This window comes from Pseudoalteromonas shioyasakiensis, assembly GCF_022398475.1.
Classification (GTDB): domain Bacteria; phylum Pseudomonadota; class Gammaproteobacteria; order Enterobacterales; family Alteromonadaceae; genus Pseudoalteromonas.
In genome coordinates, this window is the sequence record NZ_JAKEVM010000176.1 from 1 (window position 1) to 7,607 (window position 7,607).

The following is a 7,607-nucleotide window of genomic DNA, read 5'->3' on the forward strand; positions in this document are numbered from 1 at the left end:
TAAATGTTTGGGTTATTTATAAATTAGTACTTTGCATAAAAAAACCCTGCTACAGCAGGGTTTTAAGAGCTTATACTAATTATTTTAGCTTAGAATTTTTGTTCTAAACGAAGGTACATTGAACGACCTGTTTGATCGTATAATGACCAGCTTGAATCACGGTAATCACGGAAGCCGTCATACCAAGAAGGTGCTTTCTTATCAAATACGTTGTTAACACCTACAGAAATTTTAGTATTTGTTGGTGCAGTGTATGTGAACTGAGCATTATGCTTGAAGTATGAAGGAACGTCAGCAAGGTAATCAACACCCCACTCTTCGTTACCTGACTCTTGAGCGCCTACGTAGAACATAGTCCAAGAAGCACTGTAATCTTCATAAGAATAGCTAACACCTAAATCAGCTTTCCAATCTGGGTAATCTTGAAGACCAGCATAATCAAACGGTTCTGCATCTTTGTCTGCTTTCTCTTCAAATTCCATAACTTTTGAAACGTTTAGCATTACGCCAAAGTCACCGAAGCTAGTTTCATGCTTGTAGCGAGTTGAGAAATCGAAACCAGACGTTTGTAGTGATGCTTTATTGATATATCCTGTGTAGATGTAATCAATTTGGCCAGTACCATTAGCACGGTCGATAGCATCTGGTGTAGAACCTAAACCACCTTCTTCCTGTTCAATACGTAGAAGTTCAGTTGTGCTTACGTCATCGATACGGTTTTCGTAGCTGATATCGTAGTAAGTTAATTCTACTGCTAAGCCATCAACGATATCCCATACGAAACCAAGCGTCGTAGAGTCACCCGTTTCTTCAGTAAGGTTTGCATTACCACCGAACCATGTCGCTACTTGCTCACCAGCGTCAGAACAATAACCTTCTAATGATTGGCCAGGGTTAGCATCACACCATGCTGTATCACGAACAGTTGGGAAGCTTAATGCATAAGACTGGAACATTTCGCCCATGTTAGGAGCACGGAAAGACTCACCCCAAGAACCACGGATTAATAATGTGTCAGTTGGGCGCCAAGTAACACCTACTTTTGGAACAACTTTATCAAATGTAGTGCTCTTTTCACCAAGGTTAGTCATACCTGACTGTTCGTATTTCTCATAACGACCAGCAACAGTTACATCAATTTCGTAAGGTAAGCTTGCTTGAATTTCCATGTATGCAGCAGTACGGTCACGAGTTGCATATACGTCATCGCCGCCTGAACCGCCTGAGATGAAACCATTTGCAGACTCAGGATCAGATACTTGAGTGAAATCAATTTCTTCAAATTCTGCACCAACAACACCAGCAATAACGAAATCACCGTTATCAACGAATGTAGTAGACACTAAACCATCAATTTGTTGGCTTTCGTAACGACCTTCATAAGTACCTGTATGCGCTGCATATTGGTATAAGTCTGTAAGTTGAGTATTCCACTCTTCGTAGCTCATGCCAGTAGTGTTAAGAATATCATATTCACCAGAGTCAATTGCGCTTTGTAACATTACGTCATTAACTAGGTTGCTACCAAAAACATTTGTTTTAGAGATGCTGTTTTGGTAGTTGATTTCCCAATCAAAACCATTACCGATATCAGTGAAGCCTTCAAGACCTAATACGATGTCTGTAGTTACAACTTCTGTTTTTGTGTCACGGTTACCAATAGGCACTGAACGCATGTAAAGACGGATATCTTCATCTTCAGGGTTATATTGGTTGTCAGCATCCATCCAAACTGCACCTGTAGATACCGGCGTACCTGCGTAACGTGAGTTTGTTTCGTTGAAACTTGCCATAGCACGACCAACAAGGCGAATGTTGTCAGTCAATTCATAGTTAAAGTTAGTTAAGAATGAGTTGTTTTCTACGTCTGGATAGAATTTTGTAACGTTACCGTAGTTATATAAACAACCACCAACGCCGTTCTCATCCATAGCATTTACTACGTCAGCTGTTTGGTCACAAAGCTCAGGGTTAGAGATATAGCTACCCGCACCACCGATTCTGTAGTTTGGAACGTGGCTATAACCGCTGTACGCACCGTACGTAGGATCATCCATCGCCCAAATTTCTTTATCGAAGATTGCATTGTCACGTGAGTTTTCATACGTGAAGATGATGTTACCTTTTTCAGATGTGTAACCTGAAGTAATTGAGAAAGTTTTGCTTTCGCCACCTTCAACTTTAGGTACTTCGTAATCGTATTTAACGCTTACGCCATCAAAGTCTTTCTTAGTAATGATGTTGATTACACCAGCAACAGCAGATGAACCATAAACAGCTGATGCACCATCGCGAAGGATTTCAACACGCTCAACAACAGCCATTGGAATGATTGATGTATCAGCCGATGAACCAGAAGATGAACTTGTACCAGGCATACGACGACCGTCTAATAATACAAGTGTCGCGTCAGAGCCAAGGCCACGTAAGTTAATGTTAGAAGAAGCTGCACCACCAGCACCATAACCAGATACACCTTTCCAAGAACCGAAAGAGTTAGAAGCAAGGTTATTTAAAACGTCAGCAACTGTAGGCTCACCTGAAAGGCTGATTTCTGCCGCTGATAAAACAGTAACTGGAGAGCTATTCTCTAGATCTACCTGCTTGATACGTGAACCAGTAACCTGGATACGTTCAACTTTTTCTGCGTTTTCTTCATCTGCAGCAAATGTGCTTGCAGAAAATGCAGCTGTAGAAGCTGCGCCAAAAGCGACCGCTAAGCGAACAGCTTTTGAAACTTTATTATTTAACATTTGATTCTCCCTGGACCATGTTATTCATGGAATATTTATAGTTATTCAAAAAAAATGCATATTAGGCAGTAATTTTGAGCTTTGATAATAATACTCGCCACTCTTAAAGGTCAACACTTCGCTAACTCAAAAGTTCAATTTTTAACAATAAATAAAACACTAACCAAAATAATAAAACATAATTAACACCTTCAAACCCCTTTAAATACAATAGACACAGCAACATTTACAACAGGTTACAAAGGTCAAAAAGAATTTAACTTTTTAGTATTAATATGGGTACTAAAGCAAAGCTCACCAATAGTTGCAATTTGCGCAACAAAATTCAGTACTGTTAAATGGCATTTTTTATCTTTAAAAATAAAAAAATAAAATTTTAAGACCTTACAGTTAAGATGAATCCACAACAATCATGGTCAAAATGGTTAACACGTAGAAGAAATGGACTTAATGATGCAAAAGTTAATAGAATGAACATTCTATTAACTAGCAACAACTAAGGGAAAGTTTAGAAAAACATTTAAACCCCTTATATTTTCTTAAGATAAACAAGTAAAGACAGAACAAATTCGGTACATATAAACTTGAAAAAATTGTAACAATCACTGATAGTAAGATTGTTAAAACAACAAGGAAAAATCATGTTTAAACAATTATTACTAATTGCATTTACTTTTTGCTCACTTTCATCGTATGCAAAAATAAATGAACTACCGGAAGAATTTTCAGACTTTAGCCTTAATCGAGATATTAAAATTTCGTATGAGGACCTTGATAACTTACTTGAAATGACAGTAATTGACATGGGAAAATCGGACCGAAGTTCTCGTAAATCTCAATCCTCCATTGGCACGCGCATGAAATCACACAAAAACAACGACACTGCGCTTGAGGCCAATCGCTTTTTCTTCGAAGGTGTTTCTAAATCAGAGATAAAGGATGGCTTTCACAAAATTAGAGTTAGCTTGGAGAAGGTACCTAGCGAAGTGTCGCTGAATGATTTAAGCCTAGACGAGCAGTTAGCTTACTGGCTTAACCTATATAACACAGCCATGGTAGAAAAATTAATTGAGCACTACCCTATTCGCGATACAGAAGACCTTCTATTTGGTGATGATTCGATTCTAGAAGATGAGTTTTTAACCGTTGCCGGTTACAAACTTTCACTCAATGATATTCAACATAAAATTGTTTTTGAAAAATTTGGTAAAAAAAAGCCGATAGTTATGTATGGCTTTTATCAAGGTAACATTGGTAGCCCAAACCTTCGAGATGAAGCGTATAAAGGTAGCAAAGTTTACCATCAACTTGTTGAAAATGGAGAGGAATTTGTAAACTCAAATAGAGGCATGCAAATTAAGCGTAAAAATCGCCTTTATGTATCTAAATATTATGAGCAAGCTGAGTCTTTATTTTCAGATTTCGAAAGTGACTTACGTGAGCACTTAGAAGACTACGCTGAAGGTCAAATGAAAAGCGATGTTAAATACGCCAAACGCTTCAAAGTTGATATCGAAGATTGGAGTATTACTGATTTATATGGTACCGACCGTGACTATGGCGGATCTACATCAACTAACCCTGCAGCAATGCTTAATGCTGTTGTAAGCAACTCAGCTGTACCAATCGGTCCTGAAGGTAGTGGCTCGGGTATTGGAGCGGTTAATGTGAGTCATATTACAGATTCAATTATGATGCGCACCATGGATTTTGGTCGTTTTTCTCCTGAAATGTTAGAGAAAATCAAAAAACTTAACTTAAAGCGCCAAGACAACAGTGGCTCTGTTGAGATTAAAGATCTTGATTCAAACAATTAAAATTAAAAGGCCGCTCGTCAAAAGAATGTGACGGGTGGCTTTTTCTGAACAGGGAGTTCGCTATGCTTAAACCACTCTTATTAATAACCGCAATTTTCTTTACTGCACACTCGTCAGCAAAACTAGACACTCTACCTGAAGAATTTGCCGATTTCGGCTTAGATAGTGATTTAACAATATCTTATGGTGATTTAGATCAGTTACTTAAAATCACGGTTATTGACTTAGGCCGCTCAGACCGAGGCTTTCGAAAAGGCCAATCAGGCATTGGCACACGTACGAGAGCACACAAAAATAACGATACAGCTTTAGAAGCAAATCGTTTTTATTATGAAGAAGTTGTAAAGGCAGACCTGAAAACTGGTTTTAAAAAAATACGTCTGAGCCTTGAACAAGTTCCTGAACAAATCCCACTTAATGAGCTCGTTTTATCTGAGCAACTTGCTTACTGGCTAAATTTATATACCACAGCATTATTAGAGAAACTCATTGAGCACTACCCTATCTTCAGTACTGAAGATTTATTATTTGGTGATAATTCATTACTTGATGAGGAATTTATTACTGTTATGGGACATAGCCTGTCTTTGAATGACATACAACACAACATTGTCTTTAAAAAGTTTGGCAAAAGTAAACCGATTGTAATGTACGGCTTTCATCAAGGGAATATCGGCAGCCCAAATCTTCGCCCAGAGGCCTATGTAGGAAGCAAAGTGTATTACCAACTAGCAGACAATGGTGAGGAATTTGTTAATTCTAACCGAGGTATGCAAATTAAAGGGAAAGATAGACTTTACCTATCCGTCTACTACCAGCAAACAGAAGCCTTGTTTGACGACTTTGAGCAAGATTTAAAGTCTCATATTGAACACTATACTAATGGCTCTTTAAAAGATGCTGTAGAGTCATCTAAAGGGTTTAAGCTTACAATAGATGATTGGCATATCGTGGATTTATATCGCACGCATAGAGCCTATGGCGCCTCTTCTGCTATTAACAGGGCTCCCCTAGAGGGTATAGGAGGAATGACATATGGATATCGTGCAGCAGACGGAAGCTATATCACCGATCCCTTAACGAAGCGGCTAGCTCAATTTGGTCGATACCCACCACAAGTTTGGAAGAAAATTCGTAAGCTTTATAAACAAAGAGAACGCATTAAAGGCACTGTAGAAATCAAAGACCTTGATGTAAATCAAGAGTAATATTTTACTTTACTGTACGCCCTGTTAACATAAAGCAAAAACAGGGTGTACGAGTGAATAATTCATTGCAAAGAGCTTTGCACGCATTCAATCAACAACAATATGTGCAGGCATTACAACTCCTTTCTTTACATACAAATAAAACCGCTGATTGGTATACATTAAATAGCTTATGTTTATCAGCTGTAAACAAAACCATAGAAGCTGAGCAGTGCTATTTACAAGGCCTTAGCCAATTTAGTAATCATGTTGGCCTTTTAGACAACTACACCAATTTACTTTGTAAACAAAAAAAGTATGCAGAGTGTATTCAGTTTTGTGAATATAACACAGCTTCTTTATCACTCGAAAAGCCACGACTTAATTACATTGAAAGCCTAATTAATCAAGATGAATTATTAAAATCCGAACTTTTATTGAGCAAAACATCACCCTCGCAGAACACATTCGTTCGTTACCATTGGCTCACTTTAGAACTTTTCGAGCGCTTTGGTGACTTACAACGTATCGAAGAGTATTTTCAAACAAAATTGCCAGATCAATTAAAGGAGCAATTTCATTTCGTTTATAAACATGCTTGTAATTATCGAAATTTAGGTCAATTTGCCGAGGCCTTAGCGCTTTTGCAAATGCTTTTAAAACAGCAACCAAGTGCCGAGTTGCATTACATAGTTGGTTGTACATACTATGATTTACAGCAATATGAACAAGCACAAGCTCACCTTAAGGCATGCTTAGAACTTGCTCCTAACTATGTACCAGCGCATGAAAGCCTTAACAAGCTCTACTGGGAACACTCGCAGAGCCAATTAATGAGTTCATATGCTCAAACTTTCAAAAATTATGATGCAAACCCTGTTCTGATCCAGTCTCAAATTGGCCAACTACTGCAACTAGATAAGCTGGAAGAAGCATTATTAGTAAGCAGTGATGCAACACGAAACCATCCACAAAGTTTAGATTTACATCATGCACACAGTATAATTCTAGATAGAACAGGTGACGAAGAAAAAGCATTTTCACTCCTTCAGCAACTCGTTAAAGCAGCCCCACAAAATGCTCGTTATTGTATTGATTTAGCAAACTTTTACATACAACAAGGCGATTACAGCTCAGCGATCTCTCATTTAGAAACCGCAGTAAAATTTAACCCTCACAACCAAGAGCTTTGGGCATATTTAAGTATTGCTTGGCGACTATCAAATAATGATAAATATCACTGGTTAACTGACCTAGACAAATTCGTTAAAGTGATGGAGCTGCCTGCTCCGCCTGGTTTTAAGACCTTTGCTGATTTTAATAAGCAGTTGCAGGAGCTAATGATCAGCCTTCACACAAATAAACTACAACCATTAGATCAAAGTGTGCGCAGTGGCAGCCAAACACAAGGTCACTTGTTACACCGTTCAAACCAACTTATTGATTTATTTAAGTCATCTATGAATGAATGCATTAATCAATACCTGATGCAGCTACCAGAGGATGCTAACCACCCTCTATTAGCGCGTAATCATAAACGCTTTGTTGCCAGAGGTAGTTGGTCGGTGAAACTAGAAGAAGGCGGTTTTCATGCTAATCATATCCACCCTCAAGGTTGGTTATCAGCGCCGAGCTATATTTCTATTCCTAATGAGATGAGTAAAGATGATGAAACTAAAAATGGCTGGCTTAAGCTAGGAGAAACCAGTCTTAACTTAGGTGAGCGTGAGTCTATAGCTCGTGAAATATGCCCTGAGGAAGGTCAAATTATTATATTTCCAAGCTATATTTGGCATGGTACATACCAACTAAAAAGCACTAGCCCTCGGCTAACTATTCCATGTGATATC

Annotated in this window: 4 protein-coding genes; 3 read left to right on the forward strand and 1 reads right to left on the reverse strand. The window is 38.3% G+C overall.

The features are described from left to right. Positions 1-89: 89 nt before the first annotated feature. Positions 90-2,753, reverse strand: a complete 2,664-nt coding sequence (locus tag L1D51_RS19635) for a TonB-dependent receptor (protein ID WP_055021501.1) — start codon at positions 2,751-2,753, stop codon at positions 90-92. 641 nt (positions 2,754-3,394) lie between these two features. Here L1D51_RS19635 and L1D51_RS19640 point away from each other — a divergent pair. From L1D51_RS19640 to L1D51_RS19650, 3 genes are all read left to right on the forward strand, one after another. After that, complete coding sequence (locus L1D51_RS19640; protein WP_055021500.1) at positions 3,395-4,570, forward strand: DUF547 domain-containing protein; 1,176 nt, start codon at positions 3,395-3,397, stop codon at positions 4,568-4,570. A gap of 62 nt (positions 4,571-4,632) precedes the next feature. Beyond that, on the forward strand, positions 4,633-5,778 hold the full coding sequence (locus L1D51_RS19645) for a DUF547 domain-containing protein (RefSeq protein WP_055021499.1): 1,146 nt from the start codon (positions 4,633-4,635) through the stop codon (positions 5,776-5,778). Between the two features lie 53 nt (positions 5,779-5,831). Beyond that, positions 5,832-7,607, forward strand: a 1,776-nt coding sequence (locus L1D51_RS19650; protein WP_239964577.1) for a putative 2OG-Fe(II) oxygenase, incomplete at its 3' end; no start/stop codon positions are given.

What these genes read in the sequence shown, in the direction of transcription:
- L1D51_RS19635 (WP_055021501.1), bottom strand. Translation starts at nt 2,753, where the DNA reads ATGTTAAATAATAAAGTTTCAAAAGCTGTTCGCTTAGCGGTCGCTTTT.
- L1D51_RS19640 (WP_055021500.1), top strand. Translation starts at nt 3,395, where the DNA reads ATGTTTAAACAATTATTACTAATTGCATTTACTTTTTGCTCACTTTCA.
- L1D51_RS19645 (WP_055021499.1), top strand. Translation starts at nt 4,633, where the DNA reads ATGCTTAAACCACTCTTATTAATAACCGCAATTTTCTTTACTGCACAC.